14 protein-coding genes and 1 pseudogene are annotated in these 14,756 nt (G+C 68.7%); 9 read left to right on the top strand and 6 right to left on the bottom strand.

What is annotated here, in order from left to right; translation table 11 throughout:
* Positions 1–12 precede the first annotated feature (12 nt).
* Positions 13–1,299 (bottom strand): MFS transporter, encoded by a 1,287-nt coding sequence (locus IEY58_RS04170; RefSeq protein ID WP_189042822.1) that lies wholly within the window; start codon positions 1,297–1,299, stop codon positions 13–15.
* Between the two features lie 3 nt (positions 1,300–1,302).
* A complete protein-coding gene (locus tag IEY58_RS04165) occupies positions 1,303–2,415 on the bottom strand; it encodes an NAD(P)/FAD-dependent oxidoreductase (protein WP_189042820.1) in 1,113 nt (370 codons plus the stop codon).
* Between the two features lie 115 nt (positions 2,416–2,530).
* Here IEY58_RS04165 and IEY58_RS04160 point away from each other — a divergent pair, with 115 nt between their 5' ends.
* From IEY58_RS04160 to IEY58_RS34290, 4 genes and pseudogenes are all read left to right on the top strand, one after another.
* Positions 2,531–3,151, top strand: a complete 621-nt coding sequence (locus IEY58_RS04160; RefSeq protein WP_189042818.1) for a helix-turn-helix domain-containing protein — start codon at positions 2,531–2,533, stop codon at positions 3,149–3,151.
* A gap of 99 nt (positions 3,152–3,250) precedes the next feature.
* Positions 3,251–3,754, top strand: a complete 504-nt coding sequence (locus IEY58_RS04155) for a MarR family winged helix-turn-helix transcriptional regulator (protein ID WP_189042816.1) — start codon at positions 3,251–3,253, stop codon at positions 3,752–3,754.
* Positions 3,751–4,092: pseudogene (locus IEY58_RS34770) on the top strand (EamA family transporter); the annotation flags it as partial. The gene IEY58_RS04155 and the pseudogene IEY58_RS34770, both read left to right, overlap by 4 nt.
* 22 nt (positions 4,093–4,114) lie before the next feature.
* Entirely contained in the window at positions 4,115–4,609 is a 495-nt protein-coding gene (locus IEY58_RS34290) for an EamA family transporter (protein ID WP_407648380.1), read from the top strand.
* Positions 4,610–4,617: 8 nt separating this feature from the next.
* Here IEY58_RS34290 and IEY58_RS04145 read toward each other — a convergent pair whose 3' ends face one another.
* The 3 genes from IEY58_RS04145 to IEY58_RS04135 are packed head-to-tail and all read right to left on the bottom strand — an operon-like array spanning position 4,618 to position 7,753.
* Complete coding sequence (locus IEY58_RS04145; protein WP_189042814.1) at positions 4,618–5,955, bottom strand: MFS transporter; 1,338 nt, start codon at positions 5,953–5,955, stop codon at positions 4,618–4,620.
* 56 nt (positions 5,956–6,011) lie between these two features.
* Positions 6,012–7,058: an Ldh family oxidoreductase gene (locus IEY58_RS04140; RefSeq protein WP_189042812.1), complete on the bottom strand. Its 1,047-nt coding sequence runs from the start codon at positions 7,056–7,058 to the stop codon at positions 6,012–6,014.
* 14 nt (positions 7,059–7,072) lie between these two features.
* Positions 7,073–7,753 carry a GntR family transcriptional regulator gene (locus tag IEY58_RS04135; RefSeq protein ID WP_189042811.1) on the bottom strand — a complete coding sequence of 227 codons (681 nt, stop codon included), beginning with the start codon at positions 7,751–7,753 and terminating at the stop codon, positions 7,073–7,075.
* Positions 7,754–7,870: 117 nt separating this feature from the next.
* On the opposite strand from IEY58_RS04135, the gene IEY58_RS04130 reads away from it, so the two are divergent.
* Positions 7,871–8,977 carry a mandelate racemase/muconate lactonizing enzyme family protein gene (locus tag IEY58_RS04130; protein ID WP_189042809.1) on the top strand — a complete coding sequence of 369 codons (1,107 nt, stop codon included), beginning with the start codon at positions 7,871–7,873 and terminating at the stop codon, positions 8,975–8,977.
* 24 nt (positions 8,978–9,001) lie between these two features.
* A complete protein-coding gene (locus IEY58_RS04125) occupies positions 9,002–9,745 on the top strand; it encodes an SDR family oxidoreductase (protein ID WP_407648379.1) in 744 nt (247 codons plus the stop codon).
* Positions 9,746–9,758: 13 nt separating this feature from the next.
* Here the strand turns inward: IEY58_RS04125 and IEY58_RS04120 are convergent, their stop codons facing one another.
* Positions 9,759–10,496, bottom strand: coding sequence for a pyridoxamine 5'-phosphate oxidase family protein (locus IEY58_RS04120; protein ID WP_229743469.1), 738 nt, complete (start codon positions 10,494–10,496; stop codon positions 9,759–9,761).
* 170 nt (positions 10,497–10,666) lie between these two features.
* On the opposite strand from IEY58_RS04120, the gene IEY58_RS04115 reads away from it, so the two are divergent.
* The 3 genes from IEY58_RS04115 to sdhA all read left to right on the top strand — a co-directional run bounded on the left by IEY58_RS04115 (position 10,667) and on the right by sdhA (position 14,680).
* Positions 10,667–11,542 (top strand): LysR family transcriptional regulator, encoded by an 876-nt coding sequence (locus IEY58_RS04115; RefSeq protein ID WP_189042805.1) that lies wholly within the window; start codon positions 10,667–10,669, stop codon positions 11,540–11,542.
* 120 nt (positions 11,543–11,662) lie between these two features.
* On the top strand, positions 11,663–12,877 hold the full coding sequence (locus IEY58_RS04110; protein ID WP_189042803.1) for a YbfB/YjiJ family MFS transporter: 1,215 nt from the start codon (positions 11,663–11,665) through the stop codon (positions 12,875–12,877).
* 6 nt (positions 12,878–12,883) lie between these two features.
* The gene (gene sdhA, locus IEY58_RS04105; protein WP_189042801.1) at positions 12,884–14,680 is read left to right on the top strand and encodes a succinate dehydrogenase flavoprotein subunit; all 1,797 of its coding nucleotides are present in this window, start codon (positions 12,884–12,886) and stop codon (positions 14,678–14,680) included.
* The last annotated feature ends 76 nt before the right edge of the window (positions 14,681–14,756 follow it).

The following is a 14,756-nucleotide window of genomic DNA, read 5'->3' as shown; positions in this document are numbered from 1 at the left end:
ACTCCGTTCGGATCAAGCAAGACGCTGGCCGGTGTGGTCGGTCAACCACCGGATCGGCACCAGCGACAGCAAGCAGGCCGCGGCGACATAGAGCGCCGGGGCCAGCTTGTCGCCGGTCTCGGCGACAAGCCAGGTCGCAATGAAGGGCGAGAAGCCGCCGAAGATCGAGGCGCTCACCACATAGGTGAGCGCAATGCCGGTCGCACGCACCGCCTTCGGGAAGATCTCGGGCAGCATGACCAGGACCGGCACGATCTGGCCGCTGACCAGTACCGCGAGCCCGGCCGAGACGGCATAGAGGGCGAACGGCGTCGGCTGCCGCGTCAGCCACAGGAAGGCGGGATAGACGAGGACAAGCATCGCGACCCGGCACGTGACGAGGACGCGCTTGCGGGTGAAGCGATCGGCCGCGAGCCCCATCAAGGGCGCGCTCACGAACAGCGCGATCGCGCCAACGACGCCCGAGGAAACGCCGGTCGCGGCCGATAAGCCAAGCTCCCGTGTCGCGTAGCTGGGCAGGAAGAAGGCCGTGACATAGACCGAGACCGAGCCGCCCAGCTCCGCGAAGGTGCCGAGGATGGTGAGCGCGATATGGGTGGTCAGCACCGCCCGGACCGCGCCGGACTTGGCCGAGGCGCGCGCGGTCCGCGCATCGAGCGTCTCCTCGAGCCGGCGGCGGATCAGCATGCCGGCCGGTGCCGCCAGGATGCCGACCGCGAACGGGATGCGCCAGCCCCAGGTGTCGAGCGCCTCCTTGGGCAGCGCCCAGGACAAGAGCGTCGCGGCCGAGGCGCCGAGCGCCAGGCCCAGCGCCTGGGCCGCGAAGTTCCAGCTGGCGAAGAACGCACGGTCCCGATCGCCGGCGCATTCGATGAGCAGCGTCGTACCGGGGCCGAACTCGCCGCCCGCGGCGAAGCCCTGGACCAGCCGCGCCAGGAGCACGATGACGGGTGCGGCGACGCCGATCACGGCGAACGGCGGAACGAAGCTGATGAGCGCGCAGCCGAGCGCCATCAGCAGGATGGTCAGCACCATCGCCTTCTTGCGGCCGGCCCGGTCGGCATAGGCGCCAATAATGACGCCGCCCAAGGGCCGCACGACGAAGCCGACGCCGAACACACCGATCGACAGCAGCATCTGGTTGACCGGCGTCTCCGCCGGGAAGAACAGCTTGCCGATCGTAATTGCGAAGTAGCTGTAGACGGTGAAGTCGTAGAACTCGAGCGCGGTGCCAAGCGTGGTCGCCGTGATGATCTGCGCCTTCGAGACCGTGGGCCGCGCCAGCGCCGTCACCGCCACGGCTCAGGCCCTCCCGAGGCGGCGGGGCGACAGCATGTCCGCCGTGACACCGTGCGCCCGGACCCGGTCCGGGATCGCGAGGCCGCGGGCGAGTGCCGCGCAGGTCTCGCCCATGGCGGCCGAGGTCTGGACGCCATAGCCGCCCTGGGCCGCGACCCAGAAGAAGCCGTCCACGCGATCGTCGAAGCCGCCGACCAGGCCGCCGTCGGCGACGAAGGAGCGCAAGCCGGCCCAGGTCCTGAGCGGCCGGCGGATCTCGAGCGTGGTGAAGCGCTCGATCCGATCGATGCCCAGCGCGATGTCGAGCTCTTCCGGCTGGACGTCCTGCGGTTCCATTGGATCGGCATTGGCCGGTGAGCCCAGCAGCGCGCCGGCATCGGGCTTCATGTAGAAGCTCTCGTCGGCGGCGAGCAGGACCGGCCAGCGCTGGGTGTCGAGCCCCGGCGGGCTCGAGAAGATGAAGGCGGACCGTCGCTTCGGCACGAGGCCGAGCGGGCGGACATGCGCCAGTTCCGCGACCTTGTCGCACCAGGCGCCGGCGGCATTGATCAGGACGGCGGCCTCGAAGTCGCCGGCCGGCGTCCGCACGTGCCACATGCCGCGCACGCGCTCGATTGCCGTGACCTCCGCATCACACTGGATCGTGCCGCCGGCGCGCCGGATGCCGCGGAGGTAGCCCTGATGCAGGCCGTGGACGTCGATATCCATGGCAGGCGGCTCGTAGACCGCGCCGGCGATCTGGTCGGCGCGCAACACGGGAACCATCGCCGTGGCGGCATCCGGATCGAGCCAGACGGCCCCGGCCTGGGCGCGCGCATCATCGAGCTGATGGCCTTCGCCGCGCGCCGCAATCGTCAGCGTGCCGCGCGGCGTCAGGATCGGGTGCTCGGCGAAACCATCGGGCGGCGCCTCGAAGAAGGCGCGGCTCGCCCGCGTGAGGGCGCGGACCTGATCGTTGCCGTAGGTCTCCATGAACAGTGCGGCCGACCGGCCGGTCGAGTGATAGCCAGGCTGGCTCTCGCGCTCGAGCAGCACGACGCTGCCGTGGCGCGCCAGCCAATAGCCGATCGACGCCCCCGCGATCCCGCCGCCGATGATCAGGAAATCCGTCTTCACGAACCGGTCCCCTCACTCTTGGTCAAACGCATCTTTTGCGGACCAGCGGCACCCCTCTATGGCCTCCGGCCGCTGCGATGAATTATCATATACGAGAAATGGAAATTTCTCATATATGAAAAATACCCCCTTCACGATCGACCGCGCGGATGTCGGCGCCCGGCTGCGCCATCGACGCAAGGCGAACGGCCTGACGCTGCAGCAGCTCTCCGACCGTTCCGGCGTCACGCTGTCGATGATCTCCAAGGCCGAGCGGGGCGAGGTCGCGCTCACCTACGACAAGTTCGCGGCCCTTGCCCGGGCGCTCGGCATGGACTTCCACGACCTGTTCGGCCAGCCCACAGACACGGCGGCGGCAGATACGGCACCTGTCGGCGGCGTCTCCTTCACGCCGGCCGGCCAGCATGTGCTCTATCGCAGCGGCAATTACGGCTACGGCATGCTCGCGGCCGATTTCGCCGGCAAACGCATGGTGCCGATGCGCGCGACCGTCAGTGCCCGACGTCTCGAGGAATTCGCCGACTACATCCGGCACCCCGGCGAGGAGTTCGTCTATCTGCTCTCCGGCACGCTCCGGATCTGCTTCGAGGACGGCCGCGACGCCGTGCTGCAGCCGGGCGACAGTCTCTATTTCCACAGCACCACAGGACATATCTACCTGTCGATCGGCGCGGGCGACGCGGAAGCGATCGTGGTCTGCAGCGAGAAATCGGCCGACGACCTCGGCGCGGCCTAGCTGCCGTACCGCGCAAGACGCCACTAACCAGGCCATGGTCATGTCGACTCATTTGCAATATACTTGCGATCTGCAAATATATCGCAAGGAGCCGGGCCGATGCCGCGTCCCGCCCTCGAACAGCCCCTCTCGCTGCGGCTCAGCACTTGGCTGCCCTATCGCCTGTTCGTCGTCACGGCGCAGATCGCCCGGCCGCTCGAGGCGTTCTATGGCGAGCGATTCGGCCTCAGCCAAGCCGGCTGGCGCATCCTCGCCGTCATCGCCGAGCGTGACGGCGCCAGCGCCAGCGAGATCGGCCGCGCCGCAGGCCTCGATCCCTTCGCGGTCAGCCGCGGCATCGGCCAGCTCGTGGAACTGGGTTTCGCCAAGCGCAACACCGGCAAGACCGATCGGCGCCAAGCCGCCGTCGTGATCACGCATCCGGGCCGGAAAGCGTTCGACGAGATCGCAGCCTTGGGGCGCGCGATCGAGGACCGGCTGCTCGCCACCCTCGGCGCGGAGGAACGGGCCGTATTCGATAGCGGGCTCCGCAAGCTGCAGGGCGAGAGTGCTGAGATCGAGGCAATGGGCTGGCGCGCGCTCGTGGCGGGTGACGGTTCGTGACCGCGGCGCTATTCGCGCTGACGGCGCTGCTCTGGGGCGGCGGGGCGCTGGCGACCGCGCTGCAGGCAGGCGCTACACCGGCCGCCTGGTCGGTCGCGATCCGCATGGCCCTGGCCGGCTTGCTCCTGCTCGGCTACGGCAGGGCACGCGGCATGCCGCTCGCCATCCCGCGCGGCGACCGCGCCTACGTGGCACTCCAGGGCGTGCTGTTCTTCGCGCTCGCCTTCATTGCCTTCTACGAGGCGACGCGGCGCGTCCCGAGCGGGCTCGCCGCCCTGGTACTCTCCACCTCGTCACTGTTCGCCGCCGTCATCGCGCGCGTGCTGCTGGGATCGGCCCTGTCGCCGGGCCTCGTCTGGGGTGCGCTCAGCGGCGTCGCCGGCATTGCCATCATCTTCGGCCCGATGGCGGGCACAGTCGGGAGTGCCAGCGGCGCCGGCTTCGCCTGGGCGCTCGTCGCGGCGATCGCCACGGCCGGCGGCACCGTCGCGGGTGCCCGCAACCAGCGCGCCGGCCTGCCGACCCTTGCCGTGCTCGGCTGGGGGGGCAGCGATCGGCGCCGTGGCGAGCGCCGGCTGGGCCGTCCTCACGGGCCGGCCGCTGGTGCTCGATCTCTCGGCGCATTACCTCGCGAGCCTCATCTACCTGGCGATCGCCGCGTCCTGCGGCGCCTTCATGCTCTATTTCGAGCTGGTGCGCCGGCTCGGCCCCGGCCGGGCCGCCTATACGCTCGCGACCGTACCGGTCGTGGCATTGGTACTCTCCACCCTGTTCGAGAACCTGCAGCTCGACGGACGGATCGTCCTGGGCGCTGCTGCCGTCCTCGCGGGCAACATCCTCGTCCTGCGGCGCTGAACCTCCGCTCACCCGTTGCCGGTATTGACCGCACGATGCCGCGCCGCCCAGACCGCGACGACGGTCAGCGCGCAGCAGACGATGAGATAGAGGATCACCAGCCGGGGCCGGCCGTCTGAGAGCGCCACCAGGGCCGAGGCGATGAACGGCGTCGGCCCGGCGATGATGAGGCTGTTGAGCTCGCGCGCGAAGGCGATGCCGGAGAAGCGGTAGCGCGTCGGGAACAGGTTCGCGAGGAACGCCCCTTGCGCGCCGGCCATGCCGCCGAAACCGAAGGCATATGCCAAGCCCATGCCGACGGTCGCGAGCACCGCATCCTTGCTGTCGAGCAGAGCGAACAGCGGGAAGGCGAACAGCACCATGAAGAGCGCGCCGAAGCCATAGACCTTGGCGTGGCCGACCCGGTCGGCGATCCAGCCCAGGACCGGCGTCGCGACGATGCCGACCGCCGTCGCGGCGATGACCGCCATCAGCGCGTCCGTGCGCGGCATCTTGAGCGTGTTGGTCATGTAGCTGAGCGCGAAGGCGTTCAGCAGATAGGCGTTGGCATTGTGGCCGGTGACGGAGAGGAAGCCCAGGAACACCTCCTTGGGGCTGTTCGCCAGCAACTCGCGCACCGGCACGCGCGCCGCCCGGCGCCGGGCCTGCGCATGCTCGACGGCAGCGACATATTCCGGTGTCTCGTCGAGCCGGTTGCGGATATAGAGCGCCACGAAGAACAGCAGGGCCGAGACCAGGAACGGCACGCGCCAGCCCCAGCCGAGCAGCGTCGCCTCGGACTCGTACGAGACCGCGAGGAAGGCGAAGGTCGCGAGCAGGATGCCGATGATCGTGGCCGACTGCAGATAGGCCGTGTAGTAGCCGCGCCGCTCCGGCGGCACGTATTCGGAGACGAGCGTCACCGCACCGGCATATTCGGCGCCGGCGCCGAAGCCCTGCACCAGGCGCAGCAGCATCAAGAGGATCGGCGCCGCGATGCCGATCTGGCTGAAGTCCGGCAGGAGCCCGATCGCCACGGTCGAAAGCCCCATGAGGGCGACCGTGAAGATGAGCGCCGGCTTGCGCCCGACCTTGTCGCCGAAATGGGAGATGACGAGGCCGCCCAAGGGCCGGGTGAAGAATCCCACCGCGAAGGTGGCGAAGGCCGCGAGCACGCCCGCCACCGGCGAGAGCTGCGGGAAGAACAGCTTGTTGACGACGAGACCCGAGGCGGCGCCGTAAAGCGCGTAGTCGTACCATTCGATAACCGTGCCGATCGTCGCCGCCGTCACCGCCTTGCGGATGCCTGCCATATCGGCGGCCGGGCCCTCGATCCTGTCGATCGCGGCGGATTGCGTGGCGTCCATGAGCACCCCTCCCCTTTCTCGTTCGTCGGCCGGTCTCGCGCCGGCATCTTGTTCGTTCAGCGCATCCCCGGCAGGAGCACGGCGAATTTCCGCGCCCAGGGCTCGAGCGCCGCGAGGGTTGCGGGATCGATCGCGATACCGTCCCGGAGCTGTTCCGCGCGCCTTTCGGCGCTCGCCTCGCCCGGCAGGCGCACCCGATCGAAGCCTGGGCGCGGCGGCGAGGCATGGCAGGCCGCCGCGAGGACCTCGACCTGGCGCAGATAGGCCTCGTCGCTGCCGAACGCGGCCGGATCGATGACCATGAGGAAGACGGCGGCACTCCAGCCGTCGCGGGGTTCGGCCCGGCCGCGGCCCGAGAGGCAGCCGGTGAGGAGCTCGACCATCATGCCGATGCCGTAGCCCTTGTGGCCGGCATCGAGCCCACCGAGCGGCAGGATGCTGCCCGGCGGCTCCGCGAAAATCGCCGCCGGATTGGTCGACGGCCGGCCCGCATTGTCGAGCAGCCAGGGCTGCGCGAACGTCCGGCCCTCCCGCCGGTATTTGGCGACCAGGCCGTTGGTCGCCATGGAGGTCGAGATGTCGATCAGGATCGGCGCGCCCTTGGTCGGCGCGCCGAATGCGATCGGGTTCGAGGTCAGCACCGGTGCTACGCCGCCGAAGGGCGCCACGCTCGAGAAGCCCGGATCGGTCAGGGTCAGCAGCGTGAGGAAGCCGCGCTCCGTCGCACGGGTCAGATAGGCGCCGAGTGCTGCGATATGGTGGCTGCGCTGGATCGTGACCGCAGCCATGCCGAGGCGGCCGGCGCGCGCCATCGCGTGATCGAGCGCACGCAGCACGAGCCAGGGACCCGGCAGCTTGCGGCCATCCCAGCCGAGGCAGGCGCCGAAATCGGCGATGGTCTCCGGATCGCCCTCGACCCGCATGCCGCCGGTTTCGATCTCGCCGAGATAGGGCGCCAGCAGGGCCAGGCCGTGGGTCGACCGTCCGGCGAGCTCGCCTTCGACCAGGATATGGGCCACGGCCGCCGCCTTGTCGGACGGCATCGAAGCCCGCTCGAGCAACTCGCACGCGAAGGCGACGACTGTGTCGTAGGCGTGGCGCATCGCCGGCCCGGTCGCTACGGCACGTCGCCGCCGGCCTGCGCGCGCCGGACATTGTCGAGCAGGTTCTGTCCGCTGCGCCGCAGGTGCCGCTCCAGCGCGTCGCGCGCCTCCGTCACCGAGCCAGCGCGAAGCGCATCGAGGATGTCCCGATGCTCGCCATAGACCGGACGGGTGTCGCTGACGAGATAGATGTAGGCGGTATGGGTCTGCGCCAGGATCCGCTCATGCCAGCCGGCGATGACGGCATTGTCGCGCGCCGCGACCAGCCGATGGTGGAATTCCCGGTCGTATGCCAGCGCCGTCGTCAGGTCTTCGAGCGTGTCGCGCCCCAGGTGATAGGCATGGCGCTCGAGGTTCTCCGACAGCGCGTCGAGCAGCTTGGGCGTGACGGCGCCGCGCGCGAAGGCCGCGTCGATCGAGGCGAGCTCGACGAAGATCCGTGCCTCGTAGAGTTCCTCGACATCCTTCGCGGTGAAGCGGCGAACCATGGCGCCCTTGCGCAGGCCCGAGACGACGAGCCCGTCCGCCTCGAGCTTGAGCAGCGCCTCCTTCACCGGCGTCTGGCTGATGGCGAGATCGTTTGCCAGCTCCTCGGGCAGCAGGCGATGCCCGCCCGGCAGCTGCCCGCCGAGGATGCGGGCGCGCAGTTCCTGGTGAACCTGTTCGGACAGGGTGGCGCGGATGACGTTGCTCATGGCGTCCATGATCCGCTGATAAATCTAATATGCAACATCAAAAATGAAAAATTTTCTATTTGACGCGACGCATGCCGGAACCGACGATCCCGACAACAACCCGTTGGGAGGGAGCCCATGAGCAAGATCGTCTCGGTCGAGGTGCTGCAAGCGGACCTGAAGCCGAAGGTGAAGCGCACGGACGCGGTGCAGAGCTTCGAATGCCAGGAAACGCCGATCGTGCGGATCCGCGACGCGGACGGCGTGGTCGGCACCGGCTATTCCTATACGATCGGCACCGGCGGCTCGTCGGTCGCCAAGCTATTGGACGACCATCTGGCGCCCTTGCTGCTCGGACGCGAGGCGGATGAGGTCGAGCGGATCTGGCGCGACCTGTTCTACCGGGTCCATGCAACGACCGTGGGTGCGCTGACCTCGATCGCCCTCGCCGCGATCGACACGGCGCTCTGGGACCTGCGCGCCCGGCGTGCCAACCTGCCGCTGCACCAGATCGCCGGCGGCGCCAAGGACCGGATCAAGCTCTACTACACCGAGGGCGGCTGGCTGCACATCGACAAGGCGGAGCTGGTCGAGGAGGCCTTGAAGGCCAGGGAACGCGGCTTCGGCGGCACCAAGCTCAAGGTCGGCCGGCCCCATGTCGCCGAAGATGTCGCGCGCATCGCCGCCGTGCGCGACACGGTCGGATGGGACTGGGAGGTTATGACCGACGCCAACCAGGGCTTCACGCTCGACGAGGCGATCCGGCGCGCCGGCCGCTTCGCCGAGTTCGACCTCGCCTGGTTCGAGGAGCCGATCCATGCCGACGACGTGGCGGCGCACAAGCGCCTCGCGGATTCGACGTCAATCCCGATCGCCGTCGGCGAGTCCCTATACAGCATCAGCCAGTTCAAGGATTACCTGCAGGCTGGCGCCTGCTCGATCGTGCAGGTCGACGTCGGCCGCATCGGCGGCATCACGCCCTGGCTCAAGGTCGCGCACATGGCGGAGGCGTTCAATGTGCCGGTCTGCCCGCATTTCTTGATGGAGCTGCACCTGCCCTTGTGCTGCGCCGTGCCGAACAGCCGCTGGCTCGAATTCATCCCGCAACTCGACCTCGTGACCCAGACCGGCATGCGGATCGAGGATGGCCATGCTATCCCTTCGTCCGAGCCGGGCCTCGGCATCGACTGGGATTGGACGGCGCTCGACCAGCATGTCGTCCATCGCAGCCGGCACGACGCCTGAGCCAGGATACGGAAGGGAATGTCAATGAGACGTCTGGAAGGCAAGGTGGCGCTCGTCACGGCGGCGGCGCAGGGCATCGGCAGGGCGACGGCGGAACGGTTCGCGCGCGAGGGCGCCCGCGTCATCGCGACCGACATCAATACCGAGCTGCTGGGTCAACTCACCGGCTGCGAGACGCGCCGGCTCGACGTGACCAAGGACGATGCCGTCAAGGCGATCGCGGCCGAGGTCGGCGACATCGACATCCTGTTCAACTGCGCCGGCTTCGTTGCCGCTGGCACGATCCTCGACTGCGAGCCCGATGCCTGGGCCTTCTCGTTCGATCTCAACGTCACGGCCATGTACCGCACGATCCGCGCCTTCCTGCCCGGCATGCTCCGGAAGGGCAGCGGCTCGATCGTCAACATGGCGTCGGCGGCATCAAGCGTGAAGGGCGTGCCGAACCGCTGCGCCTATGGGTCAAGCAAGGCCGCGGTCGTCGGCCTCACCAAGTCGGTCGCGGCCGATTTCGTAGGCCAGGGCATCCGCTGCAACGCGATCTGTCCCGGCACGATCGAATCGCCGTCACTCAGTGAGCGAATCGCCGCGCAGGCCGCCGCCAGCGGCAAGAGCGAGGCGGAGGTGCGCGGCGCCTTCGTCGCCCGCCAGCCGGTCGGCCGCATTGGCAAGGCGGAGGAGATCGCGGCGCTCGCCGCCTATCTCGCCTCCGACGAAGCGGGCTTCACCACCGGCACGATCCACGTGATCGACGGCGGCTGGTCGAACTAAGAGCGAGCGGGCGTCAGTCGCGATAGGCCGCGGCGTGCGCCTCGGCCAGCGCCTCGTCGAACGGCCGGTCGGCGCGATATCCGCCGAGATGGTCCGGGCGCCGGGCGCCCGGGCTGAGCCTGGAACAGGGCTCGGGCGCGCCGACGATCGTGCGCACAGGCAGGCGCTCGGCATAGATCGGCAACGCGTAATCCTCGTCGTCGTCGATGACGCCCTTGGCGCGGATCTTCGCCGACGCCCGCTCGATCTCCATCGAGATGACGGAGGTCGCCTTGATCTCCTGATCCGTGGTCGGGCGCAGCTCTGCCGTCCGGCCCGGATAGAGCCGGTCGACCATCATGACGAGGGCGCGCCGCTTCTCCTCCGGGTCCTCGACCAGTCGCGCGTGCCCGAACGCCATGACCGAGCGATAGTCGGCGGAATGGTTGAAGGCGCTACGCGCCAGGATGAGGGCGTCGAGATGGGTCACCGTCAGGCACACGGGCTCGCCGTCCGAGAGATTGCGCAGCATCCGGCTTGCAGCACTGCCGTGCCAATAGAGCTGCCGGCCTTCGCGCCAGAACAGGGTCGGCGTGCAGAACGGCTGGCCGTCGATAATATAGGAGACATGGCAGAGCGCCGCCGCGTCGAGCAGCGCATGGACCGTCGCCTCGTCATAGGCGCCACGGTCGTGCCGCCGCTTCACCCGATTGATCTCGTCGACCGGATAGCTGTCACCCGCCAAATCGCCCATCTCTTCCCTCTCGACCATTTGGCAAATCTCTACACGGCGGAGCCTGCTGCGATGAGAGCCATTCCGGCGCGGCAAGCCGAACCACTCCCAACCCCTGCTGCGGTGGATGGATTTTCCGATTTGCGGTACACATCTCCTGAGATGGCATCCAATAGGTTCCGCATTCGGTTCGAGTGATAGGTGGTGGCATGGACGCGGCAGATCTCCGCCTGATGGAGGCGGTGGCGCGGCACGGCAGCATGAACCGCGCAGCAGCAGAATTGAACACCGTGCAGTCGAATGTCACTGCGCGCATCAAGCAGCTCGAGGACCAGATCGGCGTGCCGCTGTTCGAGCGCCATAGCCGGGGCGTCACGCCGACCGCGGCCGGCCTGCGCCTCTTGCCCTACGCGACGCGCATCGGACAGCTGCTGAAGGAAGCGCGTGCCGCCGCCCGCGACGATGGCACGCCGCAAGGCCGGCTGCACCTGGGCACGCTCGAGACGACGGCCGCGCTCAGGCTGCCGGCGATCCTCGCGGCCTATGCGCAGGCCCATCCCCGCGTCGACCTGGTCATCACGACCGGAACCAGCTGCAGCCTGATCGCCGATGTGATCGAGCATCGCCTGGACGGCGCCTTCGTCGCGGGCCCGGTGCAGCATGCCGACCTGCTGGCCGAGGCGGTCTTCCGGGAAGAGCTGGTGTTGATCACGGCCCGATCGATCCGCACGCTGGACGACTTGGCGAGCGTGCGTGACCTCCGGACCATCGTGTTCCAGCTCGGCTGCTCCTATCGCCAGCGGCTGGAGGCGATCCTGGCGCAGCGCGGCCTCCAGGCGGCGCAGCCGCTCGAATTCGGCTCGCTCGACGCCATCCTCGGCTGCGTTGCCGCGGGCGTCGGCGTCACCCTGCTGCCGAAGGCCGTGGCTGCAGCGGCACGGCGCGACGGTCTCGTCACCATCCATGAACTGCCCGCCGAGCAGGCGCAGGTCGAGACGCTGTTCATCCGCCGGCGCGATTCCTACGTGACGAGCGCGCTCGCCGCATTCCTGGCAATGGCGCGCCCGGCACCGCTCGCTGCATGACATGCAGATATCATCAATAGTGATTGCGATGATCAAAACAAACCGTTAGTGGCGATAGCGGATCCCCTCTATCTCTCTGAAGCCGGCGTCTCCCGGGCCGGCTGGAGGATGGAGGCACCGATGTCACACTCGGCTGCGGTCGATGAGCGAAGCCCGCGGATTCCGGTCACCAGTCCCTGGCAGGCGACCCTGTCGGGTCTCTGCGCGAGCCTCGTCGGCATCGGCCTCGCGCGCTTTGCCTATACGCCGCTGCTGCCGGCGATCATCGATGCACACTGGTTCGCCGCATCTGCTGCGACCTATCTCGGCGCCGCCAACCTGGTGGGCTATCTCGCCGGCGCCTTGCTCGCGCGGCCGCTGACCCAGCGCGTCTCCACGACATTGGTCCTCCGCGCGATGATGCTGGTGGCCACGGCCGCCTTCTTCGCGTGCGCGTTTCCGCTGTCGTTCCTTTGGTTCTTCGCCTGGCGCATCGCTTCGGGGATTTCCGGGGGCGCGCTCATGGTCCTCGCGGCGCCCGTGGTCCTGCCGCATGTCCCGCACGCCCGGCGCGGCCTGGCGAGCGGCTTGATCTTCGCCGGCGTCGGGCTCGGCATCGCCGCCTCCGGCACGCTCGTTCCGCTGCTGCTGCGACAGGGGCTCGAGCAGACTTGGCTGGGGCTTGGCCTGCTGGCGCTCATCCTGACGGCGATCGCCTGGACGGGCTGGCCGAGGCATCCGGCCGCGGTGCCGCCCGCGCCGCATGCGGCGAGAGGCACCCACCCGACGCGACAGCTCCAGGCACTCTATGCCGAATATGGCCTGAATGCCGTCGGCCTCGTGCCGCACATGATCTTCCTGGTCGATTTCGTGGCGCGCGGCCTCGGGCAGGGGCTCGATGCCGGCGCGCAATACTGGGTTCTGTTCGGCCTCGGCGCCATTGTCGGGCCGATCGTCACCGGCCATCTGGCCGACAGGACAGGTTACGGGTCCGCGCTGCGCCTTGCCTATCTGATCCAGGCCGCCGCGGTAGCACTGCCGATGCTCGGCCTCGGCTCGAGCGGGCTCATCGTCTCGAGCGTGATCGTCGGCGCGTTCACGCCGGGCATCGTGCCGCTGGTTCTGGGGCGCGTGCAGGAGCTGCTGGCCCATCATCCCGCGGCCCAGAAGGGTGCCTGGAGTGCCGCGACCACGAGCTTTGCCGTGCTGCAGGCGACCGCCGCCTACGGCATGTCGTTCCTCTTTACCGCGACCGGAGGCGACTACCGCCTGCTTTTCATCCTCGGCGCTTCGGCGCTGATCTTGGCGCTCGCCGTCGATCTCACCATTTCGGTCATGCGTGGCTCTCGGGAGTGATGAGCGATGAAGCGCGCTTACGAGATCGTCGAGCACGACTATGACGTGGTCGTGCTCGGCGCGGGCGGTGCGGGCCTGCGCGCTACCCTCGGCATGACCGCGGCGGGCCTCAGGACAGCCTGCGTCACCAAGGTCTTCCCGACGCGCAGCCACACCGTCGCGGCCCAGGGCGGGATCGCCGCAGCACTCAACAACATGGCCGACGGCGACGACTGGCGCTTCCACATGTACGACACGGTCAAGGGCTCCGACTGGCTCGGCGACCAGGACGCGATCGAGTACATGTGCCGCGAGGCGCCGGCCGCCGTCATCGAGCTCGAGCATTTCGGCGTGCCGTTCTCGCGCAATCCCAACGGCACGATCTATCAGCGGCCGTTCGGCGGCCAGACCCTGCGCTATGGCGAGGCGATGGCGCGGCGCACCTGTGCGGCTGCCGATCGCACCGGCCACGCCATCCTGCACACGCTCTATCAGCAGTGCCTGAAGCACAACGCGGAATTCTTCGTCGAGTACGTGGCACTCGACCTGTTGATGGACGACGACGGCAGCTGCCGCGGCCTCCTCGCCTGGAGCCTGGACGACGGGCGCCTTCACCGGTTCCGCGCGCACCGGACCGTGCTCGCGACCGGCGGCTATGGCCGCGTCTATTTCTCCTGCACCGCCGCCCACACCTGTACGGGCGACGGCAACGCCATGGTGCTTCGGGCCGGCCTGCCGCTGCAGGACATGGAGTTCACCCAGTTCCATCCGACCGGCATCTATGGCGCCGGCTGCCTGATCACTGAGGGCGCGCGCGGCGAAGGCGGCTTCTTCACCAATTCCGAGGGCGAGCGTTTCATGGAGCGCTATGCCCCGACCGCCAAGGACCTGGCCGGCCGCGACGTCGTCTGCCGCGCGATCACGGTCGAGATCCTCGAGGGCCGCGGCTGCGGCCCGAACAAGGATTACATCGAGCTGCATCTGGAGCATCTGCCGCACGAGACGCTCGACACGCGCCTGCCGGGCATCAAGGAGACGGCGCGCATCTTCGCCGGCGTCGACCTGACGCGTGAGCCGATTCCGGTGCTGCCGACCGTGCACTACAACATGGGCGGCGTGCCGACCAACCTGCACGGCGAAGCCGTGGCGCCGCGCAATGGCGACCCCGATGCCACCGTGCCCGGCTTGATGGCCATCGGCGAGGCGGCCTGCGTCTCGGTCCACGGCGCCAACCGGCTCGGCTCCAACTCGCTCATCGATCTGGTCGTGTTCGGACGGGCCGCCGCTCAGCGGGCCGCGGCGACCCTGCAGCCGGGCGAGCGCCACCCGCCGCTCTCGCGCGATGCGGAGGAGCGCGCCATCGCCCGCTTCGACCGCATCCGCCACGCGAGCGGCAGCCGGACCGGCGGCAGCTTGCGGCTGGAAATGCAGCAGATCATGCAGCGTCACTGCGCCGTGTTCCGCGACGGGCCGCTCCTGGATGAGGGCATCGAACGGCTGGAGCGGCTGTCGAGCAGCCTCGTCGACGCGCTGGGTCTGCAGGACCGCTCGCTCGTGTGGAATACTGATCTCGCGGAAGCACTCGAGCTCGACAACATGATGGGACAGGCCATGGTCAGCCTGCGCTCGGCCGCGACGCGCACCGAGAGCCGCGGCGCGCATGCGCGCGAGGATTATCCGACGCGCGACGATGCGAACTGGTTGAAGCACACGCTCGCCTGGCTGCAGCGGGACGGCAGCGTCGCGATCGCCTACCGGCCGGTGCATCTCCACACGCTTACGAACGAGGTCGAGACGATCCCGCCCAAGGCGCGCGTCTATTGAGCAGAGACACGATGGCAATCCGCGGCCTGGAGACCAGGCTGGGGACCCAATCGGCGGCTCAGAGGCTATGCGCGCG

This window comes from Aliidongia dinghuensis (assembly GCF_014643535.1).
Classification (GTDB): domain Bacteria; phylum Pseudomonadota; class Alphaproteobacteria; order ATCC43930; family CGMCC-115725; genus Aliidongia; species Aliidongia dinghuensis.
The sequence above is the reverse complement of the archived record's forward strand: the minus strand, read 5'-3'. Positions and strand labels throughout refer to the sequence as shown.